The following is a 13,394-nucleotide window of genomic DNA, read 5'->3' on the forward strand; positions in this document are numbered from 1 at the left end:
GTCAACTCCGTGTTTCGCTCACGACCGCCTCAATGCGGTCCGCCACGGCAAAGGAGAGTACGCGCCACACGGCGCTCTCTGCGATGGCGCCGGGCAAATGGGATCAAACGATCTACCACCATACGCACCCCTCACCCCCGAAGGCAAACCGGCCCGGGGAGACGCTGGTCACGTCCTAGGCCGGCACCCCGGCCCGGGGCGCCGGTTCCCGCTGGACGAGCTGCGGCTGGGTCTCCTCGTGGGCCGACGAGGACGGTTCGGCCGACGGTGGCTCCGAGGTCACCGGAGGCGGGGTGGGCTCGGGGGGTTCGGGCGGGGCGGAGGTCGCCGGCGGGGTCGGCGGGGCGTTGGTCGGCACCGGGTCGCCGGGGCCGGGCGTCCTGCCGGGCCTGCGGGGCTCCCCGGGTTTCGCCGGCGGCGCCGACGTGCCGGCCGCGCCGGAGGGCGTGGCCGAGGCCGAGGCCGACTCGCCGTGCTTCGCCTTGCCGCCGTGCCCGTGCTTGCCGTCCCCCGCCCGGCCGCCGGGCAGGAGCCCGCCGCCCCCGCCGCCTCCCGGGCCGCCGTCGGGTGCGGCACCGCCGTGCCGTCCGTCCGCCGAGTGGGAGGGCCGGGCCGGGCCCGCGTCGTCGCCCACGTTCACGCAGCCGGCGGCGGCGGTGACGGCCAGGGCCGCGGCGGCGAGACGGACGGGTACGTACAAGGGGCGCACGGTGGCCACCTCCGGGGACAAGGAAAGGGGTCCACCACCCCAACTCCCGCCGCCCGCAGGAGGACACGCGCCCGGCGCGCATCAGCGCCCGGCCACGCGGTCACGCGCTCCCGGCACCGGCCGCACGCTCACCCACGACCACATGCTCCCCCGGCACCGGCCGCACGCTCACCTACGACCACACGCTCCCCCGGCACCAGCCGCACACCCGGCCCCGGTGCCCGCTCCCCCGCCACGGCCGAAGCGCGCACACCCGGCGACCGTCACGCCCTCCCCGCCGAAGCGCGCGCACCCGGTCACGATCACGCGCCCGCACCGCCTGCGGTCACACCCCCGCGGACCCCCGCCGACCGCGGCCCCGGCCCTCCACGAACCGCGTCCCGGCCGCCACCGACCGCGCCCCTCACCCGTACCCGAGCGCGTGCAGCCGGGCGTCGTCGATGCCGAAGTGGTGGGCGACCTCGTGCACCACGGTCACCTCGGTCTCCGCGACGACGTCCTCGCGGCTCTCGCACATCCTGAGCGTGGGCCCGCGGTAGATGGTGATCCGGTCGGGCAGGACACCGGCGTACCACTCGCCCCGGTCGGTGAGCGGCGTCCCCTCGTAGAGCCCGAGCAGCTCGGGGTCGTCGGCGGGCGGCTCGTCCTCCACGAACACGGCCACGTTGTCCATGAGCCGCGTCAGCTCCGGCGGGATCCGGTCCAGCGCCTCGGCGACCAGTTCCTCGAACTCCTCGCGCGTCATCTCCAGCACACGGCCATTGTCCGGTAACGGTGCCGCATATCCACCACGGCACCTGGGCATACGGCCCCAATGGCCCGCGTCCCCCTCGCAGCCCTGAACCATGCCCTGAACCACATGAGGAACCGAACACCGCACCGCACCCGCCCGCTCCCCGCCCTCGAACCGGCCGCCCGCCCCCGACCGTGGCTGCGCGCCCTCGGCCTCACCGCGGTCGTCCTGGTGGGCGCGTGGCTGGGTCTGCTGATCGTCGGCAACGTCCGGGCCCCGGTCGGCCCGATGGACACGACGATGGCGCTGCGCCCCTCCGTGACCGGCGGCACGAAGATCAACATTTCCCCGCTGGGCGCACTCAGCCTGGACAGCCATGTGGCACCGGTCCGCCTGGACGTGAACGTCGACCAGCTCGACCCGGAGCGTTCCCAGGCCCTGGTCGACCACCCCGAGCGGATCTCGGGACTGCAGGACGAGGTCGCCCGGGACGTCGAGCACGGCACGCTGGACCTGGCCGTGCGCTCCTGTGTCGCCGTGGTCTCCGGGGCCACCGCCCTCGGCCTCGCCGTCTACCGCCGCCCGCGCCGGGCCCTCGCGGCCGGCGGACTGGCCCTGGCCCTGCTGGCCGCCTCGGGCGCGTCGGCGTACGCCACCTGGAACCCGAAGTCCGTCCTGGAGCCGAGGTTCTCCGGGCTGCTCAGCTCGGCACCGTCGGTGGTGGGCAACGCGCGCAGCATCGTCACCGAATTCGATGTCTACCAGAACGAGTTGGCGCGCCTGGTGACGAACGTGACGAAGCTCTACGACGTCACGTCCACCCTGCCCGCCTACCGGCCGGACCCCTCCACCATCCGGGTCCTGCACGTGTCGGACATCCACCTCAACCCGGCGAGCTGGAAGATCATCGGCTCGCTGGTGGACCAGTACAAGGTGGACGTGGTCGTCGACTCCGGCGACACGATGGACCACGGCACGGCGGCGGAGAACGGCTTCCTGGACCCGGTCCGGGACCTGGGCGTGCCGTACGTCTGGGTGCGCGGCAACCACGACTCACGGACCACCCAGCGCTACCTGGAGCGCATGAAGAACGTGCACGTCCTGGACGAGGGCCGGGCGGAGACGGTGGCCGGGCTGCGGTTCGCGGGCACGGGTGATCCGCAGTTCACCCCCGACCGCTCGGTGGCGACCGGCGGTGACGCGGCCGAGCGGCTGGCGGGCGACCGGCTGGCCAGCGCCCTGCGCGACCAGCGGACGGCCGGCACCCCGGTGGACGTGGCGGTCGCGCACGAGCCGTCCGCCGCCCGGGAGACCGACGGCACCGTGCCGCTGGTGCTCTGCGGGCACCTGCACCACGAGGGAACCGAGCTGCTGCCGTACGGCACCCGGCTGCGCATGGAGGGGTCGACCGGTGGCAGCGGGCTGCGCGCCGTCGAGCGCAAGTACCCCGCGCCGATCGAGGCCTCGATCCTCTACTTCGACCGGGACAGCCGCCGGCTGCAGGCCTGGGACGCGATCCAGCTCGGGGGTCTGGGGCTGTCGACGGCCGAGGTCAGCCGCCATCTGGCGGACGAGAACCGGCCCGGTGGCACCGGGGCCCCGCACTCCCCTTCGCCGGCACCGCCCGCCACCTCGCCGCCCGCTTCCGCCACCTCGCCGTAAACCGTTTTGGCGATACCCCTCGCCATCCCATATGCTTCTCACGTCCCCGACGCGCTGAGAAGCGCCCAGGCGGGCCGATAGCCCTCATCGTCTAGCGGCCTAGGACGCCGCCCTTTCAAGGCGGTAGCACGGGTTCGAATCCCGTTGGGGGCACGCATTACCGTGTGCGACACTGTTGCACACACGCTTGGTCCTGTGGAGCAGTTTGGAGTGCTCGCCACCCTGTCAAGGTGGAGGCCGCGGGTTCAAATCCCGTCAGGACCGCTGGTGTTTCACGTGAAACACCGTGGCTGGGTAGCTCAGTTGGTACGAGCGTCCGCCTGAAAAGCGGAAGGTCGCCGGTTCGACCCCGGCCCCAGCCACAGCCGCCCTGACCAGGGCAGAGGCCCTCTCCACGATCGTGGAGAGGGCCTCTTTCATACCCGCCCTCGTCCTCGCCCCCCGACCCGCCCCCGGTACGCCGACGGAGCAGCCCCAGGTGAAGGCCTTACCGAGCATCGACCCGGCTCTGCCGCTCGACAGGCACCCCGAGCGGGTCTGGTACACCTCCTACGGCTCCAACACCCACCTGGACCGGCTCGCGGCCTACCTCCAGGGCGGCCGCCCGCCCGGCGCGGCCATCGCCTACCCGGGCTGCCGCAACCCGGCCATGCCGGTCCGGTCGATCCCGGTGGAGCTGACCGGCGCGATGTACTTCGCCACCGAGTCCCGGGCGTGGGGAGGCGGACGTGCCTTCTACGACCCGGAGGTGGACGGGCGCGTGCTGGCCAGGGCGCACCTGGTGACCACCGAGCAGTTCGCCGACATCGCCGCCCAGGAGATGTACCGGACGCCGGGCAGGGACCTGGACCTCGCCGGCGTCCTCAGCCGGGGGCGCGCCGTCCTGGGCGAGGGCCGCTACGAGACGCTCGTCTGCCCGGGCCGGATCGACGGCCTGCCGGTGCTGACCTTCACAGCGCCGTGGGGCATGCACGACGTGCCGTGGGTCGCCCCCTCCGCCGCGTACGTCCGCTTCCTCGCCACGGGCCTGCTCTCCGCCGGGGCGTGGGACAGGGAGGCGATCTCCTCCTACGTCGCGGCCTGCCCCGGCGCGACGGACCACTGGTCGCCGGAGCAGATCGCCGCCCTCCTCGACTAGGGGCCGGCCGCCATGGGACGGGGCACCAGGCAACGGCCCCCAGCTCTGGTCCGGACCACCCCCGGCCAGTACGATCAGGCCACTTTGGCGAGAACCCCCGCTCCCGCTCAAGAGGAGGCGGGGGTTCGCGTCGTCCTGGACGACTCCAGGACGACTCCTGGAAGACCCTGAGGGGGGTACTTGAGACAGATCTCCAGAGGGTTGGTGACGGCAGGCGCCGTGCTGGTCGCCTCGCTCGCCCTGCCCGGCACCGCGCATGCCGCGGGACCCACTGTGACGAGCGCCTACAGCGACCAGGCCGACTGGTCGGTCCTCGACGTGCGCCTCAACTTCAGCGGCGAGGTCAGCAAGCTCGTCGCCACGCTCCGCCCGGTCGGAAGCAGCGCGACCGACACCCCGGTGGCCACGGTCACCGACTTCACGAAGCGGTACGAGTCCAGCTCGTGGGACGCCGTCTGGGCGTCCCAGCCGATCCACCTGGACACCCTCGGCGACTACACCGTCGACATCGAGGCCACGGACGGTTCCGGCGAGACCACCGTCCGGCAGGACGCGGGCACGCTGCACTACCAGAAGCAGCCCGTCTTCAGCGGCTTCGCCGTCACGCCGGCCGAGCCGGACATCGAGCACCGGACGATCACGGCCGTCGGTGACATGGTCGTCCGCGATCCCGGCACCCGGGAGACCGAGCCGTTGCCCGGTGCCTCCGTGAACCTCACGTTCGACGGGGGCGGCGGGAAGGGGACCGCCGTCACCGACGAGGCCGGTCACTTCGCCGTCCCCCACGAGATGGCCCAGTCGGGCTGGGTCTTCGCCGACTACAACGGCGGCCTCGGTTACGCCGCCAGCTCCTGGATCGACGTCCGGCCGAAGGCCGCGCCGACCCGGATGGTCCTCGACCAGAGCAGCTTCCACGTCACGGCCGGCGAGAAGATCAAGGTGACCGGCACGCTCCAGTACCAGTTCGGCGAGGAGTGGAAGCCGCTTGCCGGCATCCCGCTGGAGATGGACTACAAGGAGTGCAGCACCTGCAGCCCGGTCGACGCCACGACCGACGCGAACGGCCGCTTCTCCTTCGTACGGGCCCCGTACGGCAGCAAGAGCGTCTACGAGATCGCCTTCACGTCGTACACGCCCTTCGCCCAGCACAGCACGGCGGACGTCACCGCGGCGGTCACGGCGACGACGAGGTTCTCCGCCTTCACCGCCTCGCTGGACAAGTACGCGCAGCTGAAGGTCACCGGCACGCTCGACCTGATCGGCCGTGACGTCAACGACCAGGCGAGCGTCGACATCCAGTACTCGCCGAACGGCAAGACGAACTGGACGACGGAGAAGACCGTGAAGGCCGGCTTCGGCTCCCAGTTCACCGCCGACAAGGTGCCCGGCTACACGGACGGCTACTGGCGGCTCCGGTACGCCGGCTCCACCACCAAGGACATCAAGGGCACCACCAGCACCAGCCTGCGCCGCAACCGCGCCCTCACCCGGATCAAGGACGCCAACGCCTCGCCGGAGCCGGTGACCAAGGGCCGGACCATCACCGTCAGGGGCGTCCTCCAGGAGCGCGCGGTCGGCTCCGGTACCTGGAAGGCGTACGGCGGCAAGAAGGTCCAGATCCTCTTCCGTCCCAAGGGCGCCAAGAGCTGGTACCTGATGTCCACGGTCACGACGAGGAGCAGCGGGTCCTTCAGCAAGGGCTTCACGGCCCGGCAGGACGGCACCTGGGTGCCGGTCTTCCTGTACCCCGACAGCAAGCACTTCGTGGGCGACGGCGCGGAGGACTACGTCGACGTGCGGTGACGCCTTGGCACCACGCGCGGCCGGCGCTAGGTTCGGGCCGGCCGCGTGTGGTGCGCGGGGGGTGGGGGAGACATGAGCCGGGACGAGACCAGGGCCGTCGGGGACACCGAGCTGGAGAAGACCCGGGCCCGGTACGGCCTGCTCGCGGTCGTCACCAGCAATCTCGCGATCGCCGCGGTCGCCGCCTTCGGCGTGTGGCGGCTCGACGGCGACAAGGCGGTGATCGTCGGCATCCTCACCGCCGCGTTCACCGCCGTCAGCAGCGTGACCACGGCCTACCTGGGCATCAAGGCCGTCTCCAACACCGCGCGGTCGATCGCGCTGGGGACCGGCCCGTCCCGCAGGCACCCCGAACCGGCCGCCCCGCCGGCCCAGCGCGTCCCCTAGCCGGGCCCCGCGGGTTCCGCCGGCCCTAGGCGGCGTGCGCCGCGCCGGTCGGTCTGCCGCCGGGATGGCGGTGGCGCCAGATCAGGAAGACGGCGCAGGACACGACCGCCCAGCCGGCCAGCACCAGGAACGGGAAGGCGTGCTGGTGGCCGCGGAAGTACACCGCGGTGTGCTGGGCGTTCACCGAGGCGCCGGGCGGCAGCCAGCGGCCGATCGTGCCCAGCGGCGACGGCAGCAGCGGCCAGGAGACGGCACCGCCGGACGAGGGGTTGCCCAGCAGCACCATCAGTCCCCAGGTCGGCAGCATCGCCCAGCGCCCGACCAGGGTGTTGAACATCGTGAACACCATGCCCGTCGTGAACATGGTGAAGGCGAGGATCGCCCACGACTCCACGAACGGCAGCCGCAGCGCGCCCAGCAGCCAGTCCACCACCGCGGCGATGGTGAACCCGCCGAGCACGGCGTAGGCCACGGTGAAGGCGATCCGCTCCAGGGGGTTCAGCCCCGACGCGTGCACGCTGAGCTGGATCGCGCCGACGAAGCCGACGATCACGGCGGCGAGGGAGATGTAGAAGATCGCCAGGCCTCTGGGGTCGCCCTTCTGCAGCGGCTTGAGGTCGTGGACCACCACGGTGGTCCCGGTGGCCCTGCCGGCCTTCACCGCCGCCTCGCCGAGCAGCTGGGCGACGGTCGCCCCGGACGCCCCGGACACCCCCAGGGTGACCGTCCGCCCGTCGGCGGGCGCGTCGAGCACCGCGAACACCCGCTGCTCGTCCACCGCCCGCGCCGCGTCCCGCCGGTCGTCGTACGGGCGCAGTTTCACGGTGGCGTGCAGGACCTGTTCCATGCCGTCGATGAACCGCCGGGCCTCCGGCCGGTCGTGGGCGCCGGTCACCGCCGCCGGGATGCTGCGCGGGGCCGGATTGGCCATGGCGTACGTGTACGACCCGGCGAAGAGTCCGGCCGCGGCCGCGAGGATGACCAGGAGGACCGTGGCGGGCAGGAAAGGAGACTCCCGGAACGCCGTCCAGCGTTCCGCGCGGGTCGGGGGGCGACCGTGCTCTCCGTGCGGCGAATCGGGCATAGCGACCACGCTAGGTCATCATGCGACATCTCGCCCCGGGTCAAATGGCTCGCGTGAATTTCCGCCGAGGTGAGATCCTGGATCGCGTATGTCTACGCATCCCGCCCCCGCCCCCGGCACCCTCGCCCCCCGTCTGTCCGAGCTGTCGCTGCGCGACGCGCACCGGCTCGGCCGGCGGCTGGAGGGCGCGCGCAAGATCCGTAAGCCGGAGGCCCGCGCCGCCGTCCTCGCCGAGATCGACGGCGAGATCGGCAGGGCCGAGGCCCGGATGGCCGAGCGCCGCTCCCGCGTGCCGGCCGTCACCTACCCCGAGCAGCTGCCGGTCAGCCAGAAGAAGGACGCGATCGCGGCCGCCATCCGCGATCACCAGGTCGTCATCGTGGCCGGTGAGACCGGTTCCGGCAAGACCACGCAGATCCCGAAGATCTGCCTGGAGCTGGGCCGCGGCGTGCGCGGCATGATCGGGCACACGCAGCCGCGCCGGATCGCCGCCCGGACCGTCGCCGAGCGGGTCGCGGAGGAGCTGCGCACGCCCCTCGGCGAGTCCGTCGGCTGGAAGGTCCGCTTCACCGACCAGGTGAACCCGGACGGCACCTTCATCAAGCTGATGACGGACGGCATCCTGCTCGCCGAGATCCAGACCGACCGCGAGCTGCGCGCCTACGACACGATCATCATCGACGAGGCCCACGAGCGGTCCCTCAACATCGACTTCCTGCTGGGCTACCTCGCCCAGCTGCTGCCCAGGCGCCCGGACCTGAAGGTCGTCATCACCTCGGCGACCATCGACCCCGAGCGCTTCTCCCGGCACTTCGGCGACGCCCCGATCATCGAGGTCAGCGGGCGGACGTACCCGGTGGAGGTCCGTTACCGCCCCCTGCTGGAGGAGGACTCCGAGGACGCGGACCGGGACCAGATCACCGCCATCTGCGACGCCGTGGAGGAACTCCAGGCCGAGGGTCCCGGCGACATCCTCGTCTTCCTCTCCGGCGAGCGGGAGATCCGGGACACCGCGGACGCCCTGGAGAAGAAGAAGTACCGCTCCACGGAGGTGCTCCCCCTCTACGCCCGGCTGTCGCACGCCGAGCAGCACCGCGTCTTCCAGCCGCACACCGGGCGCAGGATCGTTCTGGCGACCAACGTCGCCGAGACCTCGCTGACCGTCCCGGGCATCAAGTACGTCATCGACCCCGGCTTCGCCCGCATCAGCCGCTACAGCCACCGCACGAAGGTGCAGCGGCTGCCGATCGAGCCGGTCTCGCAGGCCAGCGCCAACCAGCGCAAGGGCCGCTGCGGCCGTACGTCCGACGGCATCTGCATCCGCCTGTACTCCGAGGAGGACTTCCTCGCCCGCCCGGAGTTCACGGACGCGGAGATCCTCCGTACGAACCTGGCGTCCGTCATCCTGCAGATGACCGCGGCCGGCCTCGGCGAGATCGAGAAGTTCCCCTTCATCGACCCGCCGGACCACCGCAACATCCGCGACGGCGTGCAGCTCCTCCAGGAGCTGGGCGCGCTGGACCCGGACCAGAAGGACCCGCGCAAGCGCCTCACCGACACCGGACGCAAGCTCGCCCAGCTGCCCGTCGACCCCCGGCTGGCCCGGATGGTCCTGGAGGCCGACCGGAACGGCTGCGTCCGCGAGGTCATGGTCATCGCCGCCGCGCTCTCCATCCAGGACCCGCGTGAGCGCCCCGCCGAGAAGCAGGCGCAGGCCGACCAGCAGCACGCCCGCTTCAAGGACGAGAGCAGCGACTTCCTCGCCTACCTCAACCTGTGGCGTTACATCCGCGAACAGCAGAAGGAGCGCGGCTCGTCGTCCTTCCGCCGGATGTGCAAACAGGAGTACCTGAACTTCCTGCGCATCCGCGAGTGGCAGGACATCTACACCCAGCTGCGCACGGTCGCCAAGCAGATGGGCATCCACCTCGCCGAGGACGACGCCCCCGCCGACCGCGTCCACGTCTCCCTCCTCGCGGGCCTGCTCTCCCACGTCGGGATGAAGGACGTCAAGGACGGCAACAAGAACGAGTACCTGGGCGCCCGCAACGCCAAGTTCGCGATCTTCCCGGGTTCGGCGCTGTTCCGGAAGCAGCCGAAGTTCGTGATGTCGGCGGAGCTGGTGGAGACCAGCCGCCTCTGGGCGCGGGTCAACGCGAAGATCGAGCCGGAATGGGTCGAGCCGCTGGCCGGGCACCTGCTCAAGCGGACGTACAGCGAACCGCACTGGGAGAAGGACCAGGCGGCCGTGATGGCGTACGAGAAGGTCACGCTGTACGGCGTCCCGATCGTCGCCCAGCGGAAGGTGAACTACGGCCGGATCGACCCGGAGACGAGTCGCGAGCTGTTCATCCGCAACGCGCTGGTGGAGGGCGACTGGCGCACGCACCACAAGTTCTTCGCCGACAACCGCAAACTGCTCAGCGAGGTCGAGGAGCTCGAACACCGCGCCCGGCGACGGGACATCGTGGTCGACGACGACACGCTCTTCGACTTCTACGACCAGCGGGTGCCCGAACACGTCGTCTCCGGCGCCCACTTCGACTCCTGGTGGAAGCGGAAGCGGCAGGAGCAGCCGGACTTCCTGGACTTCGAGCGGGAGATGCTCATCCGGGAGTCGGCGGAGGCGGTCACCAAGGCCGACTATCCCGACAGCTGGCGGCAGGGGCAGCTCAAGTTCCGGGTGACGTACCAGTTCGAGCCGGGCGCGGACGCCGACGGTGTGACGGTCCACATCCCGCTCCACGTCCTCAACCAGGTCACGGACGAGGGCTTCGACTGGCAGATCCCGGGCCTGCGCGAGGAGGTGGTGACGGAGCTGATCCGCTCCCTGCCGAAGCCGGTCCGCCGCCACTACGTACCGGCGCCGAACTACGCGAAGGCGTTCCTGGAGAAGGCGGTGCCTCTGCAGGAACCCCTGACCGTCACGATGGCCCGCGAGCTGAAGCGGATGGTCGGCGTGCCGTTCGAGGCGGAGGACTTCGACTGGGCCAAGGTCCCCGACCACCTCAGGATCACGTTCCGGATCGTCGACGAGCGGCGCCGGAAGCTGGCCGAGGACAAGGACCTGGAGGCACTGAAGCTGCGCCTGAGGCCGAAGGCGCGCAAAGCGCTCTCCCAGGCCGCCGCGGCGACCGCCTCCCGCGAGGGCGGGGAGTCCCTGGAGCGCAAGGGCCTGACGGACTGGACGATCGGCTCGCTCACCCGGGTCTTCGAGACGCGCCGGGCCGGCCAGCCGGTCAAGGCGTACCCGGCGCTGGTGGACGACGGCGACACGGTCTCGGTCCGCCTCTTCGACACGGAGGCGGAGCAGGCGGAGGCCATGTGGAAGGGCACGCGCCGCCTGATCCTCCGGAACATCCCGGTGAACCCGGCGAAGTTCGCGTCCGAAAAGCTGACGAACGCCCAGAAGCTCGCCCTCTCCGCCAATCCGCACGGCTCGATCCAGGCGCTGTTCGACGACTGCGCGATGGCCGCGGCGGACAAGCTCATCGCGGACTTCGGCGGGCCGGTGTGGGACGAGGAGTCGTACCGGAAGCTGTACGACAAGGTGCGCGCGGAGATCGTGGACACCACGGTCCGAACCGTCGCCCAGGTGCAGCAGGTCCTCGCGGCCTGGCAGGCCTGTGAACGCCGTCTGAAGGCCGTCGGCAGCCCCGCGCTGCTCGCGAACCTCACGGACGTCCGCAAGCAGCTGGACGCCCTCGTGAAGCCCGGTTTCGTGACGTGGGCGGGCATACGGCGGCTGCCCGACCTCATGCGCTACCTGGTGGCCGCGGACCGCCGTCTGCAGCAGATGCCGACGAACGTCCAGCGGGACACGACGCGCATGGAGAAGGTCCACGAGATGCAGGACGAGTACGCCTGGCTCCTGGAACAGCTCCCGCAGGGCCGGCCGGTGCCGCAGCAGGTCCTGGACATCCGCTGGATGATCGAGGAACTCCGGGTCAGCTACTTCGCCCACGCGCTGGGCACGGCGTACCCGGTCTCGGACAAGCGCATCGTGAAGGCGATCGACGCGGCGGTCCCGTGACCGTCCCCGCACACAGGGTGAGTTCGACCAGACCCCGCGCCTGATGTAAAGTCTCATCTCGCAGCGCAACGCAGAACAAGCGCCGCGAAACCTGGTCCTGTGGAGCAGTTTGGAGTGCTCGCCACCCTGTCAAGGTGGAGGCCGCGGGTTCAAATCCCGTCAGGACCGCATCAGGAATGAGGCCCGCATCCGTCAAGGATGACGGGCCTCAGTCGTACCCCCACCCCGCCGCGGGGCGAAAGCGGAGGCCGTAGGCCCGCATCCATCAGCAGCGGCGGCGCCCCGGGCCACACGCCCACCGCCCGCGGCTGAGAGCAGAACCCGCACCCGCGGCCTGAGCCGTATCAACCGCAGTGCGTCCCGAAGCAGCCCGTCCGGTGTCCGACGACGACGCCCGGAAGAGCCGGTGGGAGCCGGGGACGCGGCCCCCGGGGAGCCGCCGCGGTACCGGCGCCCGGCAGCCCCGCCGAACCCGCCGAGCGCCGCGCGGCCTTGACGGCGTCACATTCCCTCGGTACCCAGGGAACAGGGCTCGTTCCTCCTGTGGGGACCCTGGAGGTGGCGTATGACAGCGTCGGTCAGGCACGAGACGCGAGCGCTCCTGAGGGCGCATCTGTCGGCCGCCTCGTCCTACGGGCATCTCACCCGCCACTGTCCCATCTGCCACCGCCTGCTGCGGCTGGCGATGGACGCCGGCCCGCAGGACCAGGAGGGCGAGCGGGAGGGCGGCGAGGAGAGCGGCCGCCAGGACGCCGCACGCGACTCCGTCGCCCCAACTGCCTAGCCCACACCGGCCACTGGCAACAAGCGTCGGGGCGTGTGACGGGAGTCACCGCATGAGTTTTTGAAACCACGGTACTTACCGCCGCCCTACAACGGGTCAATTTAATATGTGCAATTGCACCGCTCCCACGGCTCGCTCACAGCCGTTCCGACAGGCCTCCCCAGACTCCGACAAGGCGGCGCACAAAAAAGATCGCGCTGGACCCGGCGGAGTCCAGCGCGATCGACGACGCACCCTGTGTCGCTTGCCTATGACGTTCTCTTCGGCCTGGGCGAGGGGCCTGTTGGGGCAGGTCCCGCGTCGCTTGGAGCTAGCGTTCCGAGCGCCTCGGCCGATTGGGGGATCGACCGCCTTGCCCGGTTATGGAGTTGTTCAGGCCTCGCTGCGCTGCTGCGGGATGCCCGCGAGCAGAGCGCGGACCTCGGCCTCGCGGTAGCGGCGGTGCCCGCCGAGCGTGCGGATGGACGTGAGCTTGCCGGCCTTCGCCCACCGCGTGACCGTCTTCGGGTCGACGCGGAACATGGTGGCGACCTCAGCCGGGGTCAGCAGCGGCTCGGCATCAGGGGTGCGAGCGGTCATGAGCGGCCTCCTCGGGAGAACCGAACCTTCTCGGTTCTTTCCTCTAAATTCTGCACCTTGACCCGCGTTGCCCGAAATGGCGGACGCGAGTCGAGTCGGTTATAGGACGAACGGCTTGTCCTCGGCACTACAACTACACCATCTGTCCAGCCCCGTCGGCCAAACCGATGGAATTGCCCTCCCAGGTGTTCATCAGCGACGGAAGCCGATGGACCATGCCATAGCGGACAGTCACGCCACTGTGACGATCAGTCACAGGGGCGATCAGGAGTCACCAGACCCCCCAAAGCGTGCAATGCTGAGAATCCGCCCATGATGGAGCACAGTTGGACGGACAGAGTCCTCCCCGGACTCCTTGTCCTATTTTGGCACGAGGGATGGCAAGAGGCGCAAGGGCCGGGTAAGTGCCATCCATCACCCTTGAGACAAAAGTCCAGATCGGGATCAACATCCCGTCAGGTGGTGCAGCGAGTAGAACGTAC

General features: G+C 70.7%; 10 protein-coding genes and 4 tRNA genes. 10 read left to right on the forward strand and 4 right to left on the reverse strand.

Going from position 1 to position 13,394, the window contains the following annotated elements:
* Positions 1-175: 175 nt before the first annotated feature.
* Both ACZ4VF_RS27260 and ACZ4VF_RS27265 read right to left on the reverse strand, forming a co-directional pair.
* A complete protein-coding gene (locus ACZ4VF_RS27260; protein ID WP_467929228.1) occupies positions 176-709 on the reverse strand; it encodes a hypothetical protein in 534 nt (177 codons plus the stop codon).
* 403 nt (positions 710-1,112) lie between these two features.
* Positions 1,113-1,463: a metallopeptidase family protein gene (locus tag ACZ4VF_RS27265; protein ID WP_388320420.1), complete on the reverse strand. Its 351-nt coding sequence runs from the start codon at positions 1,461-1,463 to the stop codon at positions 1,113-1,115.
* Between the two features lie 60 nt (positions 1,464-1,523).
* Here ACZ4VF_RS27265 and ACZ4VF_RS27270 point away from each other — a divergent pair, with 60 nt between their 5' ends.
* The 7 genes from ACZ4VF_RS27270 (at position 1,524) to ACZ4VF_RS27300 (ending at position 6,432) form a co-directional block, all read left to right on the forward strand.
* The gene (locus ACZ4VF_RS27270) at positions 1,524-3,104 is read left to right on the forward strand and encodes a metallophosphoesterase family protein (RefSeq protein ID WP_467929230.1); all 1,581 of its coding nucleotides are present in this window, start codon (positions 1,524-1,526) and stop codon (positions 3,102-3,104) included.
* Between the two features lie 80 nt (positions 3,105-3,184).
* Positions 3,185-3,257, forward strand: a tRNA-Glu gene (locus tag ACZ4VF_RS27275).
* 36 nt (positions 3,258-3,293) lie between these two features.
* Positions 3,294-3,368, forward strand: a tRNA-Asp gene (locus tag ACZ4VF_RS27280).
* A gap of 24 nt (positions 3,369-3,392) precedes the next feature.
* A tRNA-Phe gene (locus tag ACZ4VF_RS27285) sits at positions 3,393-3,466 on the forward strand.
* Between the two features lie 116 nt (positions 3,467-3,582).
* Positions 3,583-4,242 carry a histone deacetylase gene (locus ACZ4VF_RS27290; protein WP_467929231.1) on the forward strand — a complete coding sequence of 220 codons (660 nt, stop codon included), beginning with the start codon at positions 3,583-3,585 and terminating at the stop codon, positions 4,240-4,242.
* Positions 4,243-4,422: 180 nt separating this feature from the next.
* Entirely contained in the window at positions 4,423-6,045 is a 1,623-nt protein-coding gene (locus ACZ4VF_RS27295) for a hypothetical protein (protein WP_467929232.1), read from the forward strand.
* A gap of 72 nt (positions 6,046-6,117) precedes the next feature.
* Positions 6,118-6,432: a hypothetical protein gene (locus ACZ4VF_RS27300; protein WP_467929234.1), complete on the forward strand. Its 315-nt coding sequence runs from the start codon at positions 6,118-6,120 to the stop codon at positions 6,430-6,432.
* A 25-nt stretch (positions 6,433-6,457) separates the two neighbouring features.
* On the opposite strand, the gene ACZ4VF_RS27305 is transcribed toward ACZ4VF_RS27300, so the two are convergent.
* Complete coding sequence (locus tag ACZ4VF_RS27305; RefSeq protein WP_467929235.1) at positions 6,458-7,516, reverse strand: ABC-2 transporter permease; 1,059 nt, start codon at positions 7,514-7,516, stop codon at positions 6,458-6,460.
* Between the two features lie 88 nt (positions 7,517-7,604).
* On the opposite strand from ACZ4VF_RS27305, the gene hrpA reads away from it, so the two are divergent.
* The 3 genes from hrpA (at position 7,605) to ACZ4VF_RS27320 (ending at position 12,333) form a co-directional block, all read left to right on the forward strand.
* Entirely contained in the window at positions 7,605-11,549 is a 3,945-nt protein-coding gene (gene hrpA / locus ACZ4VF_RS27310; RefSeq protein WP_467929236.1) for an ATP-dependent RNA helicase HrpA, read from the forward strand.
* 93 nt (positions 11,550-11,642) lie between these two features.
* Positions 11,643-11,717 (forward strand) — tRNA-Asp (locus ACZ4VF_RS27315).
* A 397-nt stretch (positions 11,718-12,114) separates the two neighbouring features.
* Positions 12,115-12,333 carry a DUF6274 family protein gene (locus tag ACZ4VF_RS27320; protein ID WP_467929238.1) on the forward strand — a complete coding sequence of 73 codons (219 nt, stop codon included), beginning with the start codon at positions 12,115-12,117 and terminating at the stop codon, positions 12,331-12,333.
* Between the two features lie 372 nt (positions 12,334-12,705).
* On the opposite strand, the gene bldC is transcribed toward ACZ4VF_RS27320, so the two are convergent.
* Positions 12,706-12,912 carry a developmental transcriptional regulator BldC gene (bldC, locus tag ACZ4VF_RS27325; RefSeq protein ID WP_003949541.1) on the reverse strand — a complete coding sequence of 69 codons (207 nt, stop codon included), beginning with the start codon at positions 12,910-12,912 and terminating at the stop codon, positions 12,706-12,708.
* Positions 12,913-13,394 lie beyond the last annotated feature (482 nt).

It is taken from the genome of Streptomyces sp. NPDC029151, from assembly GCF_055564315.1.

Excerpts from the sequence above, each read along its gene's own strand:
- hrpA (WP_467929236.1), top strand. The coding sequence starts at position 7,605 with ATGTCTACGCATCCCGCCCCCGCCCCCGGCACCCTCGCCCCCCGTCTG.
- bldC (WP_003949541.1), bottom strand. The coding sequence starts at position 12,912 with ATGACCGCTCGCACCCCTGATGCCGAGCCGCTGCTGACCCCGGCTGAG.
- ACZ4VF_RS27300 (WP_467929234.1), top strand. The coding sequence starts at position 6,118 with ATGAGCCGGGACGAGACCAGGGCCGTCGGGGACACCGAGCTGGAGAAG.
- ACZ4VF_RS27270 (WP_467929230.1), top strand. The coding sequence starts at position 1,524 with ATGGCCCGCGTCCCCCTCGCAGCCCTGAACCATGCCCTGAACCACATG.
- ACZ4VF_RS27305 (WP_467929235.1), bottom strand. The coding sequence starts at position 7,516 with ATGCCCGATTCGCCGCACGGAGAGCACGGTCGCCCCCCGACCCGCGCG.
- ACZ4VF_RS27320 (WP_467929238.1), top strand. The coding sequence starts at position 12,115 with ATGACAGCGTCGGTCAGGCACGAGACGCGAGCGCTCCTGAGGGCGCAT.